The following is an 18,222-nucleotide window of genomic DNA, read 5'->3' on the forward strand; positions in this document are numbered from 1 at the left end:
CTGTTCGTCATGATCTGACCAGTCTCCCTGCCCGAACCCTCGGGCGACAGGACGACTCACACAACGACTGGACCTACAAGACGGGGTCAGTCCACAGGCTTAGTGGAATCGGTGAGTGATTTTCGAGAAGCGAACGTGGAGGAAGGGTGGCCACCCGGACGCGATGTGCGAGTCGTATTCACGGACGATGGAACGTCTGCGCCGGGCGAGCCGGTGACCATCGTTTTCGGAGAGGCGAGTGAGCCCCAGCTCGCGGTGCCGACTATCGCTGTGCGTAGCGACACCCGAGGCTCATACGTCATGAAGCAAGTCGACGAGGGCGCCGTACGTGTATCGGTGCAGCAGGTGAGAAGTGCCGGCGGTTGGTCCGCCATCGAGTCGAACGACGTCGTCGCCGGAGACCGCGTCTTAGTGTCGGGTTGAGAAGTGCCGCTCCTTGAGCTGCGGTCAGTCACGCGACCGTACGGTGAGAATTCAGAGTGGCTCGCGTTGGATCGGGCAACGCTCCGGGTTGATGAGGGCGAGTTCGTCGCGGTCGTGGGGCCGTCCGGTTCCGGCAAATCCACGATGCTCAACATCCTTGGCCTGCTTGACAATTCTTGGACCGGGTCATATCTCATTGACGGGGCAGACGTAAGGTCACTTACCTCTGCTGAGCGCGATGAGTTGAGATCGCAAACCTTTGGGTTTGTCTTTCAGTCGTCTTATGTCAACCCTTGGGACAGTGTCGAGCGCAACGCTGCCTTTGCCTTATCGGCTCGCGGTGTGCGACTGAAGGAACAACGCGCGGAGGTCGCCCGGGCGCTGCGCGTTGTCGATATGGAGAAAAAGAGCTTATCCCTCGCTCGCTACTTGTCGGGAGGCGAACGACAAAGGCTTGCGGTGGCGCGGGCCATCTCTGCCCGACCCCGCGTGTTACTTGCTGGTGAGCCAACCGGCAATCTTGACTCGGCAGCGACAGCGCGCGTAGTCGAGCTACTCCACTCCCTTCACCGCGCCGGGACCACGATCATCCTCATCACCCATGATGTGGACGTCGCATCCCACGCCGATCGAACCGTCACCGTCCGGGACGGTCGGGTCGAGGACGAGTTGAGGTCGAACCTTTCTCGAGAAGGCCAGGCGAAGCGCGCGCCGCGCGCTGAGTCGCCTCGCGGTCGAGGAGTCATCAAGCTGCTCGATAGATTCGCGCGTGCGGTCAACAACGCAACGAGCCGACCTCTTCGCTCGTTGGCGCTGGCAGCGGCCTTCGGACTAGCCATTGCTGGGCTGGTCGCGGCTGCGGGGGTCGGGGCGAGTGCGTCCCAACAGATTGCCGACCGCCTTGCCGCAGCTGCTCGCGACGAGCTTCGTGTCGCGATGCCCGCATCCGTCGCCACCAATGAAGATGTCCGAAGGTCCTGGATATCCGCGATTCAAGAACTGCCCGCCGTGGCACGGGTTGGCGAAGTTGGCACCGTCGAGGGAAGCCTTGCGCGGCCTTCCCGACTTGGACTCCTTTCTTCAACCCCGGACCTAACTGCCGCAACCATCACGGCCAGCAAAGCGTTCCTCGAAATGACGGGAGCCAAGGTTGCGCCCGCTCCTGCGGTCCACGACTTCGCGGAGGGGCAGAGGGTTGCATTTGTGGGGACACGAATCGCTGAATCACTAGGTGTAGTGTCCGAGTCCTTTGGGCACGAAATTTGGGTGGCGGATCGCCCCTACACGGTGCTGGGAGTCATCGACTCGGGGGGACGGGAGGAGTCCCTCACTCGAGCCATCGTGATCCCACTGCAAGACGAGTTCGTGAGTTCCAGGCAGTTGCTTATTCACACCGAAGCTGGGTACCCAGCTGCGGTGGCGGATGCGATCCCGCTTGCTATCTCGCCTTCTTCGCCCGGCAGTGTCGAGGTCTCGACGGTGGGAGACTTAAGAAACCTTCGTGTGGGGGTCTCCACGGATCTCCAGGGCTTGCTCCTTTCGCTGTCGTGGGCGCTACTCGGATTCGCGGTCCTGAGTGTTTCCGCAGCCATGTTTCTCGCCGTCCAGGCAAGGCTCCAAGAACTAGCACTGAGCCGAGCACTGGGTTTGAGTCCATGGGGAGTCGGTCTAGTGTTCGTGTTTGAAGGAGCGCTCCTAGGTCTCGCCGGTGCGTTCATCGGCGTTGCTGGCGGCCTAGCGGTCGCGGTGGCGGTCGCGGCATCACGAGGCTGGTCGGCAGTTGTCCCGTGGGAAACCCTAGCTATGGCGCCAGCGATTGGCCTTCTTGCGGGGGCGGTATCGGCGGCGGTACCAGCGTTGCGAGCGTCCAGAGTCGATCCTGCTGACGCGATCCGATGATCGTGGTGACAGCCCGCTGGAGGCGGCGCTCGGCACGGCGAACCCATCATGCTTTCCGTCGGCGGGGCAGCTTGCGCGTCATCTGACTACTCGGGCCACCGCTCATGACTATTTCTACGTGAGAGCGACTTGTGTGCTAGTCATCGCGAATCAGAATCTGTCTCATATCCCTTCCCTTTTGCGACGTCTCATCCGTTAGCTCTAATCCGCGAAACGCTCGGCGGTCGAACTCCCGCTGCATAAGGAATTCACGCGACGTTGGCGAGCATCCTTGATTCTCACAACCATGTCTCGTAACGTGACCGGCCTCAGCCTGCGCCTGGCACCAGTTATGAGACGGGTGGTCGAGTGCCCACGTACCTCGCCTTTCTTCGCGCCGTCAATCTCGGCGCGAAGCGCGTGTTCCCCAAAGATGACATCCGCCGCGTCGTGGAGAGCGTGGGCTTCACCGCGGTCGAGACGTACATCAACACGGGCAACGTCCGCTTCACCACGGGGATGCGCTCACGTGCGCGCATCGAGTCGGCGCTCGAAACAGCCTTCGCCGCCGACCGGGGCTTCGAGGTTCCGACGATCGTGTTCTCGCAGGAGGAGTTCCGCCGTGTGGCAGAGGATGTCGCGGAACTCTCAGCCGCGCATCCGGGTCTCGCGCGCCACTACGTCTACCTGATGAAGGAGCCGCCGACTGAAGATCAGACGGCGGCCATCGAGGCGACCTCCGGTAACGAGGGTCGGATGGTGGTGCGCGGGCGCGCCGCCCACGCGCTTCTCAGCCCCGGCTACCAGGAGGGGAGGGTCGACCCGCTCGCCGCCGCCAAGCTCTTCGGCGTGGCGACCAACCGCACGCACACCGTCGTCACCGCCCTCGCCGCGCGGTGGTGTTGACAGGGTGAACCCGGTGTCGGCGCCACCGCGTAGCATGGCCGCCGTGGCGCACGCGAACCGATACCCCCTCGACGAGGCGCCCCCGTTCGACCCCCCGCCGTCCGATCTCGTCCCGCCCGATGACGAGGAGTGGTACCCGCCGGAAGACGCCTGGCTGCCCCCGGATGACGTTCCGGGATTGCCGGTCGCAGCACCGGGAGTCGCGCGCCGCGACTTCTCCGGCGCCGATCCCCGCACGGTCCTGAAAGAGGTCTACGGCTACGACGCGTTCCGCGGCGACCAAGCCGCAGTGGTCGAGCACGTCATCGCCGGCGGAGACGCGGTGGTGCTCATGCCCACGGGCGCCGGCAAGAGCGTCACCTATCAGGTGCCCGCGCTCGTGCGACCCGGCACGGGGCTGGTGATCTCGCCCCTCATCGCCCTCATGCATGATCAGGTCGACGCGCTTGTGGCCAACGGTGTGCACGCCGCGTTCCTCAATTCCACGCAGTCTTCGCCCGAGCGCGCCGCCACCGAGCGCGCCTACCTCTCGGGTGAGATCGACCTCCTCTACGTCGCCCCCGAACGCCTCTCGAACCCCGCCACGACCGCGCTCCTTCAGCGCGGCCGGCTGAGCGTGATTGCGATCGACGAGGCCCACTGCGTGTCGCAGTGGGGCCACGACTTCCGGCCCGACTACCTCGCCCTCGGCGACCTCGCCGAGCGCTTCCCCGGTGTCCCCCGTCTGGCTCTCACCGCCACCGCCACCCGCGAGACCCATCGCGAGCTCACCGAGCGGCTCCGCCTGCCCGACGCCCGGCACTTCGTGGCGAGCTTCGACCGCCCCAACATCCAGTACCGCATCGAACCGAAGGTCGAGCCGCGCAAGCAGCTGGTCTCGTTCATCCGCGCCCAGCCGGAGGGCTCGGCGGGGATCGTGTACGCCCTGAGTCGCAAGACCGTGGAGCAGACCGCCGAATACCTGCGGGCGCAGCGGATCGAGGCCCTGCCGTACCACGCGGGGCTTCCCGCCGAGATGCGCGCCGCCCACCAGGCCCGGTTCCTCCGCGAGGACGGCGTGGTGATGGTGGCCACCATCGCGTTCGGCATGGGAATAGACAAGCCCGACGTGCGCTTCGTCGCGCACATCGACCTGCCGAAGTCGGTTGAGGGCTATTACCAGGAGACCGGGCGCGCCGGGCGCGACGGCGAGCCGAGCATCGCGTGGATGGCCTACGGCCTCGGCGACGTGGTCCAGCAGCGGCGCCTCATCGACGCCTCCCCGGGTGACCGGGTGTTCAAGACCCGTCTGGGCCAGCACCTGGACGCGATGCTGGCGCTCTGCGAGACGGTGGGATGCCGCCGGCAGAACCTCCTCGCCTACTTCGGCCAGCCCTCCGACCCCTGCGGCAACTGCGACACCTGCCTCGAGCCGCCCGAGACGTGGGAGGGCACGGTCGCCGCACAGAAGCTCCTCTCCACGATCGTCCGGCTCCAGCGCGAGCGGAACCAGTCGTTCGGCGCCGGACAGCTCATCGACATCCTCCGCGGCAACAGCACCGAGCGGGTGCGCCAGCAGCGGCACGACCAGCTGGCCACCTTCGGGATCGGCGCCGACCTGTCCGAACAGGATTGGCGCAGCGTCATCCGGCAGCTGCTCGCCCGCGGGATCCTCGTCGCCCGCGGCGAGTACGGCACCCTCGCCCTCGGTGAGGCGGCGCCCGATGTGCTGCGCGGTGACACCGAGGTGCCGCTCCGCCGCGACGTGCTCGGTCGCTCGGGCGGCGGTAGCCGTGTGCGCAAAGCCGCGGCGAGCGAGACGCTGGATGACGGCGACAGGCCGCTGTTCGAGGCGCTTCGCGCCTGGCGCGCCGGCGTTGCCCGCGAACAGGGGGTGCCCGCTTACATCGTCTTCGGCGACGCGACACTGCGCGCCCTGGCCGAACGCCGCCCCGAGAGCGCGGCCGACCTCGAAGGCATCCCCGGGATCGGCGCGAAGAAGCGGGAGGCGTACGGCGAGGCCGTTCTCGACGTGGTCCGGGCCGGCTGAGCGTCTGTCCTTTAGGCTCCAGACGGGGGCGACGGCGCCTCCGTCACAAGCTGCGGCCGAACTGCGACGCAGCACACGGGACGACGGGCCAACGGTGCCCAGAGGCGAGATCGGGCGAGAGAGCCCGCGAGACACCGGGCGACGATGCCCACGAGACATCGGGCGATGAGGCCCGGGAGGTCCAACCCAGCCATGAGCAACATCGACATCGCCCAGGCGGCGCAGCTCGAGCCCATCGGAGTGATCGCCGACAAGCTCGGCATCCCCGCCGACGCCCTCGAACCCTACGGCCGACACAAGGCCAAAGTGGCGCTGTCGTTCGCCCGCAGCATCCGGGATCGCCCTCGCGGCCATCTCGTCCTGGTGACCGCCGTGTCCCCGACGCCCGCGGGGGAAGGAAAGACCACGACGACGGTCGGTTTGGGTGACGCGCTGAACCGGGTCGGCGCGCGCGCCGCGATCTGCCTGCGCGAACCGGCGCTCGGGCCGGTGTTCGGGATGAAGGGCGGCGCAGCCGGCGGCGGGTACGCGCAGGTGGTGCCGATGGAAGACATCAACCTGCACTTCACCGGCGACTTCGCCGCGATCGGCGTGGCCACGAACCTCCTCGCGGGGCTCATCGACAACCACATCCATCACGGCAACACGCTCGGCATCGACGTGCGCCGCGTCACGTGGCGGCGCGTTCTCGACGTCAACGATCGTGCCCTCCGCGATGTGGTCACGGGGCTCGGCGGTCCGGGCAACGGCTACCCGCGCGAGAGCGGCTTCGACATCGTCGTGGCGAGTGAGGTGATGGCGATCTTCTGCCTCGCCACCGACCTCGCCGACCTGAAGGCACGGCTCGGCGAGATCGTGATCGGCTACACCCGCGAGCGGCAGCCGGTGCGCGCGCGCGACCTCGACGCCCACGGGGCGATGGCGGCACTCCTGCGCGACGCACTGGCCCCCAACCTCGTGCAGACGCTCGAGCACACGCCCGCCTTCGTCCACGGCGGGCCGTTCGCGAACATCGCCCACGGGTGCAACTCGTACCTCGCCACCGACACGGCGCTGCATCTGGCCGACTACGTCGTCACCGAGGCGGGATTCGGTTCCGACCTCGGCGCCGAGAAGTTCGTCGACATCCTCTGCCGTTCCACGGGCCTCCGCCCCTCTGCCGCCGTCATCGTCGCGACCGTGCGGGCGATGAAGTATCACGGCGGCGTGGAGGTGGCAGACCTCGCCACCGAGGATGTCGCGGCGCTCCGCCGCGGCACGGTCAACCTGCGGCGACACATCGAGATCGTGCATGGGGTGCTCGGGCTCCCGGTCGTGGTGGCCATCAATCACCGCGCGGAGGACACGGATGCCGAGGTCGCGGCGCTGCAGGAGGAGGCGGTGGCCGCCGGGGTCACCGCCGTGGTCGCCCGGCACTTCGCCGAGGGTGGGGCTGGAGCCGAGGATCTCGCGCGCGAAGTCGTGCGCCTCTGCGACGAGCCGGCAGAGCCGACGCTCACCTACCCCGACGACGCGACCCTGTGGGACAAGATGCGCGCCATCGCGACACGCATCTACGGAGCATCCGAGGTCACGGCTTCCAGTGCGGTGCGCGCGCAGATCCGGCGCCTGCAGGAGGAGGGGTACGGCGGGTACCCGGTGTGCGTCGCGAAGACGCAGTACTCCTTCTCGACCGACCCGCGGCTGCGCGGCGCGCCGACCGGGCACGTGGTCGACATCCGCGAGGTGCGCCTGGCGGCGGGGGCCCGGTTCGTCGTCATGATCTGCGGGGACATCATGACGATGCCCGGTCTGCCGGCGGCGCCCGCCGCGAACACCATCGACGTCACCGACGACGGACGGATTGTCGGGCTGTTCTGACCTGACCGCTGTGCGTCCGCGGACGCGGATCCCGCCCGGATGTCGCTTCGGCACAATCGGCCCCCGCGACGCAGTCGGACATCCTTGTGTCGAACGCACAACGCACTTGGAAGCACGTTGTGGGACACCTACCGTTCTAGGTGACTTCCTTCGACTCCTTCTGGAGAGGTGAGAAATGGCCGACGCCGCCGTTCGTCCTGAAACCCCCGCATCCGACTCCCACACGCCCGCCGGTGGAGCGCCGACTGCCGCGCACACGGCGGCCGAGGCATCCGAGGCCCGCATCGACATCGATGCCGTCACGAACCTGCTGCTCGGCACCTGGGCCGACACCCGCCGCGAGGCGCGTGAGCTGATCAAAGACTCCGCGTTCTGGCAGGTGAACGACCTGACCGTCGCCGAGCACCGCGAGCGCACCCTCACCCAGCTGCACCTCCTCGCCGACAACGGCGGTGGGCGCCGCGCGTTCCCCGCCGAGTACGGCGGCGGCGACGACAACGGTGCGAACCTCGCCGGCTTCGAAGAGCTCGTGCTCGCCGACCCGAGCCTGCAGATCAAGTCGGGTGTGCAGTGGGGCCTCTTCGCCTCGGCGATCTACCAGCTCGGCACCAAGCAGCACTGGGACAGGTGGCTGCGCCCCGTCATGTCGATGGAGCTCCCAGGCGCGTTCGCGATGACCGAGACCGGGCACGGCTCCGACGTCGCTGCCATCGGCACCACCGCCACCTACGACCCCCACACCGAGGAATTCGTCATCCATACGCCGTTCCGCGCGGCGTGGAAGGACTACCTCGGCAACGCCGCCCTGCACGGCAAGGCCGCGACCGTCTTCGCGCAGCTGATCACCGGCGGCGTCAACTACGGCGTGCACTGCTTCTTCGTGCCGATCCGCGACGACGAGGGGAACTTCCTCCCCGGCATCGGCGGCGAGGACGACGGCCCCAAGGGCGGACTGAACGGCATCGACAACGGCCGCCTGCACTTCGACCAGGTGCGCGTCCCGCGCGAGAACCTTCTCAACCGCTACGGCGACGTCGCGCCCGACGGCTCGTATTCGAGCCCGATCGACAGCCCCGGACGCCGCTTCTTCACGATGCTCGGCGCCCTCGTGCAGGGACGTGTCTCGCTCGACGGGGCCGTCACGACGGCATCCGCTCTGGCTCTCTACATCGCGATCACCTACGGCAACCAGCGCCGCCAGTTCGATTCGGGTGCCGGTACCGACGAGGTCGTGCTGCTGGACTACGGCAAGCATCAGCGCCGGCTGCTGCCGCTCCTGGCGCAGAACTACGCGCAGTTCTTCGCCCATGATGAGCTGCTGCGCAAGTTCGACGGGGTGTTCTCGGGGCGCGCCGACACCCCCGAGGAGCGCGAAGACCTCGAGACCCTCGCTGCTGCGCTGAAGCCCCTGTCGACGTGGAATGCGCTGAACACGATCCAGGAGAGCCGCGAGGCGTGCGGTGGACAGGGATTCCTGGCTGAGAACCGGATGACGGGGCTTCGCCACGACCTCGACGTCTACGTCACGTTCGAGGGCGACAACAACGTGCTCCTGCAGCTGGTCGGGAAGCGCCTGCTGTCGGACTACGCCAAGCAGTTCAAGGGCAAGGATGCCGCCGCACTCGCCCGGTTCGCGGCAGCGCAGACCGCGGGCAAGGTCTTCCACGGCGCGGGCCTGCGTCAGCTGGGACAGGCCGTCGCCGACTTCGGCTCGACGGCGCGCTCGGTGGAGCTGGGGCTTCGCGCCGAGCAGCAGCACGAGATCCTCTCGGGTCGCGTCGAGCAGATGGTCGCCGATCTCGCCGCTGCGCTCCGCCCCGCGGCCAAGCTCGACAAGGCCGAGGCCGCCGCCCTGTTCAACAGCCACCAGGCCGAGCTGATCGAGGCGGCCCGGGCTCACGGCGAGCTGCTGCAGTGGGAGGCCTTCTCCGACGGCGTCAAAGCTGTGGCAGACCCCGGCACCCGCCAGGTGCTGACGTGGCTGCGCGACCTGTTCGGGCTGCACCTCATCGAGAAGCACCTCGCGTGGTACCTCATCAACGGGCGGCTTTCGACGCAGCGCGCCGCCGCGGTGTCGCGCTACATCGACCGGCTCTGCGCGCGGCTGCGCCCCCACGCGCAGGACCTCGTCGACGCCTACGGGTTCGCGCCCGAGCACGTGCGAGCGCCGATCGCCTCGGGGGCGGAGCGCGTGCGCCAGGAGGAGGCTCGCGAGTACTACCGCGCTCGCGCCGCCGCCGGCGACGAGCCGATCTCGGAGAAGACGCTGCAGGAGGGCAAGACGCTGCAGAAGAAGTAGCGGGCTGGGGATGTCGTCGGGTCCGGGCATACTGACCGCATGAGTGTGGTCACCGGGCCCGACGGACGCGACCGCTGCGCGTGGGTCGGCGACGACGCCGAGTATCGGCGCTACCACGACGAGGAGTGGGGCAGGCCGCTCCACGGCGATCGGCCGCTGTTCGAGAAGATGAGCCTGGAGGGGTTTCAGGCCGGGCTCTCGTGGATCACGATCCTCCGCAAGCGCCCCGCGTTCCGCGACGCCTTCGCCGCGTTCGACCCCAGGGTCGTCGCCGCGTTCGGAGACGACGACATCGAGCGGCTCATGGCCGATGCGGGCATCGTCCGCAACCGCGCGAAGATCCTCGCCACGATCGGCAACGCCCGCATCGTCACCGAGATGCCCGAGGGTGCGCTCGACGCGCTCATGTGGGCCTACGCTCCGGATGGTGCGGAGCGGCCCCGTCCGCGATCGTTCGCCGATCTGCCGACGACGACCCCGGAGTCCGACGCGCTCAGCCGTGACCTGAAGAGGCGCGGGTTCCGATTCGTCGGGTCGACGACGATGTACGCCCTCATGCAATCGTCCGGCATGGTCGACGATCATCTGGAAGGCTGCTGGCGCGCGGCCGGCGCGCGTGCGTGAGGGCTGCGGACAGCCCCTGTCCGCAGTCGGTGGCACGCTGTAGGGTCGCTACGCCTCGACAGACGGGAAACGCATGGCCGCAGCATCCGCTCACATCGCCGATTCGCACGGACTCATCCGGGTCGTCGGTGCCCGCGAGAACAACCTCAAGAACATCACCGTCGACATCCCCAAGCGCCGCCTCACCGTCTTCACCGGCGTCAGCGGATCGGGGAAGTCGTCGCTGGTGTTCGGAACGATCGCCAACGAGTCGCAGCGGCTGATCAACGAGACGTATCCGACGTTCGTGCAGCAGTTCATGGAGCAGCTGAGCCGCCCCGAGGTCGACGCCCTCGAGAACGTCAGCGCGTCCATCGTCGTCGACCAGGAGCGGATGGGCGCCAACTCGCGGTCCACGGTCGGCACAGCCACCGACGCGCAGGCCATGCTGCGCATCCTCTTCAGCCGGCTCGGGCAGCCGAGCGCCGGTGCGAGCTTCCACTACAGCTTCAACCTCCCGCAGGGCTGGTGCCCGCGCTGCGAGGGGCTCGGCGAGGTGAGCGACATCAACCTCGACGAGCTGTTCGATCGGGACAGGTCGCTGGCCGAAGGCGCGCTGACGATCCCCGGGTACAACGTCGACGGCTGGATGGTGCGCATCTTCACCGAGTCGGGGTTCGTCGACCCCGACAAGAAGATCCGCGACTATTCCGACGAGGAGCTGCAAGCGCTCCTCTACCAGGAGCCCACGAAGGTCAAGGTCACGGGCATCAACATGACCTACGAGGGACTCGTCCCCAAGGTCACGAAGTCTTTCCTGCAGAAGGACCGCGACGCCCTCCAGCCGCACGTCCGCGCATTCGTCGACCGTGCCGTGATGTTCACCGCCTGCCCCGAGTGCGGGGGGTCGCGCCTGAACGAAGCGGCGCGGTCATCCCTCATCGACGGGGTCTCGATCGCCGATGCCGCGGCGATGCAGATCTCCGACCTCGCCGCCTGGCTCGACACCGTCGACGACCGCGAGGTGGGGCCGTTGATGACGGGGCTGAAGCACCTCACGGCGACCTTCGTCGAGGTCGGTCTCGGCTACCTGTCGCTCGACCGCTCGTCGGGCACCCTCTCGGGCGGCGAGGCACAGCGCACCAAGATGGTCCGCCATCTCGGGTCCTCCCTCACCGACATCACCTACGTCTTCGACGAGCCGACGGCGGGCCTGCACCCCCACGACATCCAGCGGATGAACGACCTCCTCCAACGCTTGCGCGACAAGGGCAACACGGTGCTCGTCGTCGAGCACAAACCCGAGGTCATCCAGATCGCCGACCACATCGTCGACCTCGGACCCGGCGCCGGCCGAGCCGGCGGCGAGATCCAATACACCGGGGATGTCGCGGGGCTGCGCGCCTCGGCGACGCTCACCGGCCGGCACCTCGACCATCGCGCGACCCTCAAGGCGTCGACCCGCGACCGCCGTAGGGCGCTGGAGATCCGCGGAGCGACGCAGCACAACCTCACCGGCGTCGACGTCGACATCCCGCTCGGCATCCTCACCGTCGTCACCGGGGTCGCGGGGTCGGGGAAGTCCTCGCTGATCCACGGCAACGTTCCGGCCTTCGACGACGTGGTCGTGGTCGACCAGTCGCCGATCAAGGGCTCACGCCGGTCGAGCCCGGCGACCTACACCGGCATCCTCGACACCGTCCGCACCGCGTTCGCGAAGGCGAACGGCGTGAAGGCGTCGCTGTTCAGCGCCAATTCGGCGGGTGCCTGCCCGGTCTGCAAGGGCCTCGGGGTCATCATCACCACGCTCGGCTACACCCAGAGCGTCGAGACGCTGTGCGAGGTGTGCGAGGGGACGGGATTCAGCGCCGAGGTGCGCGAGTACCTCCTGAATGGCAAGAACATCGCCGAGGTGCTGGCGATGTCGGCCGCCGAAGCGGCGGACTTCTTCCCGACCGGCCCCGCGCACACCACGCTCGCGCGTCTCATCGACGTCGGGCTCGGGTACATCACGCTCGGGCAGGCGCTGAACACGCTGTCAGGCGGCGAGCGGCAGCGGCTGAAGCTGGCGATCTCGATGGCGAAGAAGGGCGCGATCTACGTGCTCGACGAACCCACGACGGGGCTCCACCTCGCCGACGTCGACAATCTGCTGCGCCTCCTCGATCGGCTCGTCGACGCCGGCAACAGCGTCATCGTCATCGAGCACCACCAGGCGGTGATGGCGCACGCCGACTGGATCATCGACCTCGGCCCGGGCGCGGGCCACGACGGCGGGCGCATCGTGTTCGAGGGAACGCCCGCCGATCTCGTGGCCACGGGCGACACGCTCACCGCGCGGCACCTGCGCACCTACGTGGGGGCCTGAGCGCGGGGGGCGATGAGCGCGACCGCTCTCGCCGGCGCGCGCCGACGCGCGACGCGCCGCGCCGCTCAGCCGAGCTGGGAGTGCTCGCCGAGGCGGTGCCAGGTGCGGTTGTGGTAGACCAGCGCGTCGGCGGGCTCGCCCGGCTCGACATCGCGGGTGATCTGATGCTGCAGCGCCTGCGCGGCGATGACGGTCGAGGCGCCGGCATCCATCCGATTGATGATCGCGCAGCGCAGCCACGCCCGTGCCCCGGGGAACACCGGCTCGCCCGTCGGAAGCCGCGCCCACAGCGACGTGTCGGCGAAGCGGTCGATGCCGCTCGTCGCGGCGAGCTTGGCGAGCTCGAGGTCGTGCGCGTCGAGCAGGTGCACGACGACAGTGTCGGCCGCGGCGATCGTCGGGGCGGCCGAGGAGATGGCCGAGAGCGAGAAGATCAGCAGCGGCGGCTCGGCGCTCACCGACGACACCGAGGTCGCCGTCAGGGCGACCGGTCCGTCGCCGGCGTCGGCGGTGATGACGGCCACCCCGCCGGGGTGTCCGCGGAAGACGGTCTTGAACTCCTCGGCGCTCAGCGAGGCGGTCGGAAACGACGCGGGGTGGGTGCCGGCGGCGGAACGGGTCATGGGCGGCAGGCTAGCCCGCGACAGATCGTTCGCCGTCATCGCGTTTCGTGATGTTTCAGAGCTGGGCACGACAGAGGAAACCGCGCGGCCTCCCGAACGATTCCCCACCGCTCACCGACCGGCGTCGTAGAGGTGCCGGGCGCCGTGACTGAGCACCTTCACGACGACGCCGCGGCGGCGGAGGGCGGCGACGGTGCGCGTCTCCTCCTCGATGTCGCGCCCGAGCGCGTGGATGTTCGCGACGACGAGCACATCCCCCTGGCGCAGCGTGCCGAACAGGCGCACCAGCCGCTCCTCCCAGGTCTCGAGGGTCTCGGGCGCGGGGTGGCGGAACCCTTCGATCGGTACCCCGAAGCGGGTGAGCAACTCGCGCTGTTCGACCACCGAGGGCATGTCGTCGCGGGCGATGACGAGCCCGACCAAGCGTGCGCCCGAGGGGCGGGCGGCCCACCAGTCGCGGTCGCGCTGCAATTCGGTGAAGCACTTGGGGCAGTCGGCGGCGTCGTGGGGGACGGGGACGGGGCTCGTCTCCATCGCCTCGCCGAATCCCGCAGTCATGGCATCCATTCTCACCCGGGATGACGCGTGCCGCGACCTTCCTCGCCCCTGTCAGTCCTCGCCGTCGAGGCGGAGCTCGAGGCTCAGCTCGTCGGCGTCGAGCTCGGCGAGGGTGTGCCGGAGGACGGCGGTGCTGTACGACCCTCCGGAGGACAGCTCGGTGAGCCGCTGTCGCATCGCCCGGATGAGCACGAGCCGCAGCTCGAGCGCGTCGCGCACGAGCGCGGTGGTGTCGTCATCGGGCGGGCGGGTGTACCGGTCGCCGACCCGGGCGATGAGCTCCGACGGGAAGCTCTCGCCGTCTCGCCGGGCGAGGTTCTCGTCGGCCAGGGCCGCGGCCGCGGCATCCCGCAGCTCCTGATCCAGCCGCAGCCGCTCCTCGCGCCCCACGGTCTCGTCGCCCTCGCCGTCGAGGCCGAGCATCCGCACGACCCAGGGGAGCGTCGAGCCCTGCAGCAGCAGGCTGCCGACCGCGACGAGGAAGGCGACGAAGACGAGCAGGTCGCGCGACGGCGTCTCGGCCGGGAGGGTCTGCGCCGCCGCGAGGGTCACGACCCCTCGCATGCCCGCCCACACCATGATCGTGCCGTGGCGCCATCCGAGCGGGGTGGTGCGGTGGTACTCGAGGTCTTCGATGAAGCGGAGCACCGGTGGGCGCGCGCGTTCGGGCACCCTCTCAGGCCAGGTGCGCACCCGCCGGAGGTGAGTGGCCGCGCGGCGGGCGCGTCGCGATTCACCCCACACGAGGACCGAGACGAACACCACGCGGGCGGCGAGGATGATGAGGAGGGCTGTCGCTGCGAGAAAGACCGCCCGCTCGAGACCGCCCGCGCCGTCGGCGGAGACCGAGTCCCAGAGGTCCTTCACCTCGAGCCCCATGACGAGGAACACCGCGCCCTCGAGGACGAGCTCGACGGTACGCCAGTTCAACTCGTCCGAGAGGCGCTGCTCGGGAGTGAAGCGGCGCGCCGCACCCTGCCCGGTGACGATTCCGGCGACGACCGCGGCGACGAGGCCCGAGCCGCCGAGAGCTTCGGTGGGAAGGTAGGCCGCGAACGGCACGACGAATCCGATGGCGGTGTTGGCGGCGGGATTGCGCACGAGCGCGCGCACCCGCAGATTGACGTAGCCGATGACCGAGCCCACGACGATGGCGACGACCACACCCCACAGGAACGCCCCGACGATGCCGCCCTCGGGCACCGACCCCGTCACCGCCGCGGCGACCATCGTGCGAAGGATGACGAGCGAGGTGGCGTCGTTGAGCAGGCTCTCGCCGTCGAGCCAGGTGGTGACGCGCCGGGAGATGCCGAGCCGCTTCGCGATGGAGGTCGCCACCGCGTCGGTGGGGCTGAGAATCGCGCCGAGCGCGATCGCGAGATACAGATCGAGCCCCGGGATGACGGCGTGGAAGAAGAAGCCGAGCGCGACGGCGCTGACGAGCACGAGCAGCACGGCGAGCCCTGAGATGGGTCGCACGTCGCGGCGGAACTCGATCGCGGGAAGCGACACCGCCGCCGAATACAGCAGGGGCGGGAGGACGCCGACGAGGATGATCTCGGGGTCGAGCTCGAACGCCGGGACGAACGGCAGCAGGCTGACGCCGAGGCCGAGGAGGACGAGCAGCAGGGGACCGGCGAGCCGCAGGCGCGGACCGAGCGCGGTCGCGCCGGCGATGACGAGCACCGTCACCGTGGCGATGACGATGACCTCGATCACGGCAGGATGCCCAGGCTCCGCACGGCATCGCGCTCGGCGACGAGCTCGTCCACCGAGGCGTCGATGAGCCGCCGTGACCGTTCGTCGACACCGAGATCGGCGACGACCCGGTAGCCCGAGCCGTCGGAAGAGACCGGGAACGAGCAGATGAGACCCTCGGGCACGCCGTACTCGCCGTGCGAGACGACCGCCGCCGACGTGCGGAAGCCCCCGAGCACGTCGCTGCGGACGTGCTCGATCGTCGCGTGCGCAGCCGAGGCGATCGACGACGACCCGCGCACCTCGATGATCTCCGCGCCGCGGCGCGCGACCCGGGGGACGAACTCGTCGTCGAGCCATGCGAGGGCGGTGTCCACGTCGCCGAGCCGCTCGGCGAGTGCGTCGATGACCGGGCGGCCGGCGACGGTGGCGTGCGACACGTCGGGGTACTGCGTGGCCGAGTGGTTTCCCCATACGATCACCCCGTCGATGTCGCGGGGGTTCACCTCGAGGGCGGCGGCGAGCTGGCCGACGGCGCGGTTGTGATCGAGGCGGGTCAGGGCGGTGAAGCGCTCGGGAGGGATGTCGGGGGCGGACGACTGCGCGATGAGGGCGTTGGTGTTCGCGGGGTTCCCCACGGTGACTACGCGGATGGCGTCGTCGGCGACGTCGTTGAGCGCCGCGCCCTGCGGGCCGAAGATCCCCGCGTTCGCGGCGAGCAGGTCTGCGCGCTCCATGCCGGGGCCGCGGGGGCGGGCGCCGACGAGCAGGGCGATCTCGCAGCCGTCGAAGGCCGTGCGCGGGTCATCCGAGATCTCGACGCCGGCGAGCAGGGGGAAGGCGCAGTCCTGCAGCTCCAGCGCCGCACCCTCGGCGGCGCGGAGTCCGGTGGGGATCTCCAGCAGGCGCAGGTTCACCGGGCGCTCCGGACCGAGCATGTCGCCGGCGGCGATGCGGAACAGCAGGGCGTAGCCGATCTGCCCTCCGGCGCCGGTGAGGGTGATCGTCGTCGCGCGCATGGCTCCGAGCATAGGCCCGGGCGGCGTCGTCCCGTGAGGAAGTGGCCAGGGGCGGTACCGTGAGCAGATGACGTTCAATGAGAACGCACAGGTCGGCGGGAATACGGCGCGACGACGCGGTGGAGGGCTCGTTCTCGCCGGTGGCGGCGTGGCCGGTATCGGGGCGATCGCCGTGCTGCTGCTGAACCTGTTCACCGGGGGAGACTTCTCCGGCCTTCTCGGCGGGGGCGGCGTGCCCGGGGTCGCGGGCGGCGAGGGCAGCGAGATCGCGTCGTGCGAGACCGGAGCCGACGCCAACCGCAATGACGAATGCCGCCTGGCGGCCGGGTCTCTCGTGCTCGATCAGTACTGGGCCGAACAGGTCGAGGGCTACCGGCAGCCGCAGCTGATCATCGTCGACCAGTCCACCTCGTCGGCGTGCGGCACAGCGTCGAATGCGACGGGGCCGTTCTACTGCCCGCCCGAGGAGACGGTGTACATCGACCCCACCTTCTTCGGGCTCCTGCGCGAGCGGTTCGATGCGAGCGCCGGCGAGCTCGCCCAGCTCTATGTGCTCGCCCACGAGTACGGCCACCACGTGCAGAACATCACCGGCATCACTCAGCAGAACCCCGATAACGGCACCGGCCCCGACAGCAACGGCGTTCGCATCGAACTGCAGGCCGACTGCTTCGCCGGCGCCTGGGTGGCGGCGATGACGGAACAGCTCGATCAGAACGGCGTGCCGTTCTTCGAGACGCCGACGGGCACCCAGATCACCGATGCGCTGAACGCCGCCGCCACGGTCGGCGACGATCACATCCAGCAGGAGTCCGGGGCGCCGGTGAACCCCGAGAGCTGGACGCACGGGTCGAGCGAGCAGCGGCAGCGCTGGTTCGCTGCGGGCTACCAGGGGGGTGTGGGCGCCTGCGATACGTTCGCGGTCTCGGGGAGCGCGCTGTGAAGGGCGGTCCGGCGCACCTCGACGACATCCTCTACCCGCCGATCGAGCCGTATGCGACCGGCGAGCTGCTCGTCGGCGACGGCAACCGGGTCTACTGGGAGCAGAGCGGGAACCCCGACGGCAAACCCGTGGTGTTCCTGCACGGCGGCCCCGGGGCGGGTACCTCGCCCTGGCACCGCCGGTTCTTCGACCCCGAGCGCTACCGCATCGTGCTGTTCGACCAGCGCGGCTGCGGCCGCAGCACTCCGCACGCGTCGTCGCCCGAGGCCGACCTGCGCTTCAACACCACCTGGCACCTCGTCGCCGACATCGAGCTGCTGCGGCGGAACCTCGGAATCACCCGCTGGCAGGTGTTCGGCGGATCGTGGGGGAGTGCACTTGCCCTCGCCTACGCCGAGACGCACCCCGAGGCTGTCACCGAGGTGGTGCTGCGCGGCGTCTTCACGCTTCGCCCCCATGAGCTGGAGTGGTTCTACGAGGGGGGTGCCGCGGCGATCTTCCCTGACCTCTGGGAGGACTACCTCGCACCGATCCCGGTGCTCGAACGCTCTCGCATGATCGAGGCGTACTGCCGTCGGCTCTCCGACCCCGACCCGGCCGTCCACGTGCCCGCGGCGAAGGCGTGGACGCGGTGGGAGGCGGCGACCCTGACCCTTCGCCCCGACCCCGACCTCGTCAGCACCATGACCGACGAGGTCGCGGCGACCGCCTTCGCCCGCATCGAGAACCACTTCTTCATGCACGGCGGATGGTTCACCGAGGAACAGCTGATCCGTGGCGCGACGGCGCTCCGCGACATCCCTGGGGTCATCGTCCAGGGCAGGTACGACGTCTGCACGCCGGCGATGACGGCGTGGGATCTGCACCGGGCGTGGCCGGAGGCCGAGCTCGTGATCATCGACGACGCGGGGCACTCCGCCTCCGAACCGGGGATCGCCGCAGCGCTGCGCGCGGCGACCGACCGGTTCGCGGCGGACGACGCCGCCGCGTCGACCGAGGTCACCGAGTGAGTTCC

Annotated in this window: 13 protein-coding genes; 9 read left to right on the forward strand and 4 right to left on the reverse strand. The window is 69.2% G+C overall.

All coding sequences use genetic code 11. The features are described 5' to 3' along the window. The first annotated feature begins 426 nt into the window (after positions 1-426). The 7 genes from HDC37_RS15625 (at position 427) to HDC37_RS15655 (ending at position 12,366) form a co-directional block, all read left to right on the forward strand. Positions 427-2,322, forward strand: a complete 1,896-nt coding sequence (locus tag HDC37_RS15625) for an ABC transporter ATP-binding protein/permease (protein ID WP_179561337.1) — start codon at positions 427-429, stop codon at positions 2,320-2,322. Positions 2,323-2,670: 348 nt separating this feature from the next. Beyond that, positions 2,671-3,207 (forward strand): DUF1697 domain-containing protein, encoded by a 537-nt coding sequence (locus HDC37_RS15630; RefSeq protein WP_179561338.1) that lies wholly within the window; start codon positions 2,671-2,673, stop codon positions 3,205-3,207. Between the two features lie 34 nt (positions 3,208-3,241). Further along, positions 3,242-5,236 (forward strand): DNA helicase RecQ, encoded by a 1,995-nt coding sequence (gene recQ / locus HDC37_RS15635; RefSeq protein WP_179561417.1) that lies wholly within the window; start codon positions 3,242-3,244, stop codon positions 5,234-5,236. A 192-nt stretch (positions 5,237-5,428) separates the two neighbouring features. After that, the gene (locus HDC37_RS15640) at positions 5,429-7,096 is read left to right on the forward strand and encodes a formate--tetrahydrofolate ligase (protein WP_179561339.1); all 1,668 of its coding nucleotides are present in this window, start codon (positions 5,429-5,431) and stop codon (positions 7,094-7,096) included. Positions 7,097-7,271: 175 nt separating this feature from the next. After that, entirely contained in the window at positions 7,272-9,395 is a 2,124-nt protein-coding gene (locus tag HDC37_RS15645) for an acyl-CoA dehydrogenase (protein WP_179561340.1), read from the forward strand. Between the two features lie 39 nt (positions 9,396-9,434). After that, positions 9,435-10,019, forward strand: coding sequence for a DNA-3-methyladenine glycosylase I (locus tag HDC37_RS15650; protein ID WP_179561341.1), 585 nt, complete (start codon positions 9,435-9,437; stop codon positions 10,017-10,019). A 73-nt stretch (positions 10,020-10,092) separates the two neighbouring features. After that, positions 10,093-12,366, forward strand: a complete 2,274-nt coding sequence (locus HDC37_RS15655) for an excinuclease ABC subunit UvrA (protein ID WP_179561342.1) — start codon at positions 10,093-10,095, stop codon at positions 12,364-12,366. 65 nt (positions 12,367-12,431) lie between these two features. Here HDC37_RS15655 and HDC37_RS15660 read toward each other — a convergent pair whose 3' ends face one another. From HDC37_RS15660 to HDC37_RS15675, 4 genes are all read right to left on the reverse strand, one after another. Further along, a complete protein-coding gene (locus HDC37_RS15660) occupies positions 12,432-12,989 on the reverse strand; it encodes a flavin reductase family protein (RefSeq protein WP_179561343.1) in 558 nt (185 codons plus the stop codon). A 111-nt stretch (positions 12,990-13,100) separates the two neighbouring features. Next, on the reverse strand, positions 13,101-13,547 hold the full coding sequence (locus tag HDC37_RS15665; RefSeq protein WP_257021574.1) for a recombinase family protein: 447 nt from the start codon (positions 13,545-13,547) through the stop codon (positions 13,101-13,103). 51 nt (positions 13,548-13,598) lie between these two features. Beyond that, entirely contained in the window at positions 13,599-15,266 is a 1,668-nt protein-coding gene (locus HDC37_RS15670; RefSeq protein WP_308472252.1) for a sodium:proton antiporter, read from the reverse strand. Next, positions 15,263-16,264, reverse strand: a complete 1,002-nt coding sequence (locus HDC37_RS15675; protein WP_179561345.1) for a malate dehydrogenase — start codon at positions 16,262-16,264, stop codon at positions 15,263-15,265. The genes HDC37_RS15670 and HDC37_RS15675 overlap by 4 nt, the downstream gene beginning before the upstream one ends. 67 nt (positions 16,265-16,331) lie before the next feature. On the opposite strand from HDC37_RS15675, the gene HDC37_RS15680 reads away from it, so the two are divergent. Continuing rightward, positions 16,332-17,207: a neutral zinc metallopeptidase gene (locus tag HDC37_RS15680; protein ID WP_179561346.1), complete on the forward strand. Its 876-nt coding sequence runs from the start codon at positions 16,332-16,334 to the stop codon at positions 17,205-17,207. Further along, on the forward strand, positions 17,204-18,217 hold the full coding sequence (pip, locus tag HDC37_RS15685; RefSeq protein WP_179561347.1) for a prolyl aminopeptidase: 1,014 nt from the start codon (positions 17,204-17,206) through the stop codon (positions 18,215-18,217). The genes HDC37_RS15680 and pip overlap by 4 nt, the downstream gene beginning before the upstream one ends. Positions 18,218-18,222: the final 5 nt, after the last annotated feature.

The organism is Microbacterium sp. AK009 (assembly GCF_013410955.1).
GTDB lineage: Bacteria > Actinomycetota > Actinomycetes > Actinomycetales > Microbacteriaceae > Microbacterium.